The sequence below is a fragment of the Neoroseomonas rubea genome (genome assembly GCF_016106015.1).
In the GTDB taxonomy this organism is placed as follows: Bacteria; Pseudomonadota; Alphaproteobacteria; order Acetobacterales; family Acetobacteraceae; genus Neoroseomonas; species Neoroseomonas rubea.
Window position 1 is genome coordinate 1 of record NZ_JACADQ010000659.1, and the last position, 962, is coordinate 962.

At 67.0% G+C, this 962-nt stretch carries 1 protein-coding gene; it reads right to left on the minus strand.

The window, feature by feature from the left end:
• On the minus strand, positions 1 to 962 hold a 962-nt coding region (locus tag HW577_RS25645; RefSeq protein ID WP_198378905.1), incomplete at both ends, for a UxaA family hydrolase.

A 962-nucleotide genomic window follows, 5' to 3' on the forward strand; every position in this document is an offset into this window, starting at 1 on the left:
GCGCTCTCGTACAGCCGCGTCAGGCTGAATTCCCGGTGGCCGAGGATCTCGGCCGCGGTGAACTGCCCGTCCGCGGTGCGGATGATGCAGTCGAGCAGGGCGTCGCCCGCCTGGTCGAAGTTCATCTTCTTCTGCAGCAGGCCGGTCACGTCCACGTCGATGTGCTCGGACATGGTCCGCTGCGTGCGCGGATTGGCCGTCAGCTTGATGACCGGGACGATCGGGTTGCCGATCACGTTGCCCTGGCCGGTCGGGAAGGTGTGCACGGCGAAGCCCGAGGCCGCGCAGAGCGTCACCATCTCGGCCGCGGCCGAGGAACTGTCCATGAACCAGAGGCCCGCGTGAGTCGGCTCCTCGGCCTTGTCCAGCACGCCATCGACCGTGCACTTCTTGCCGATCTTCTGGATGTTGCCGAGCGCCTTCTCCTCGATGGTGGTCAGGCCACCCTCGATGTTGCCCTTGGTGGGCTGGCTTTCGGACAGGTCCGACGTCTTGTTCGCCTCGATCACCGCCTGGTAGCGGTTGAACATCGCCATGAACTGGTCGCGGATTTCCGGCGTGCGGCAGCGCGCGGCGACCAGGTGCTCGCCGCCGGTGATCTCGGAGGTTTCGCCGAAGACCAGCGTGTTGCCGTTCTCCCAGAGCTTGTCGAAGGAATCTCCCACGGTCGGGCAGGAGCCGAGGCCCGAGGTCGTGTCGGATTCACCGCATTTGGTCGAGACCCAGAGTTCCTGCAGCGGCGCGCGGGTCTTCTTCAGCCCCGTCGCGTGGCGGACCATGCGGTAGGCGGCGCGGGACGCGGCGGCGATGGTGTTGATGTCGCCGTTCTGCTCGATGGCGAAGGCCTCGACCGGCTTGCCCGTCCTGGCGATGCCCTCGGCCACCTTGCCGGCCCAGCCGGGCTCGATGCCGATGACGACGACGGCGGCGACGTTCGGGTTGCAGCCCGTGCCGATGATGGT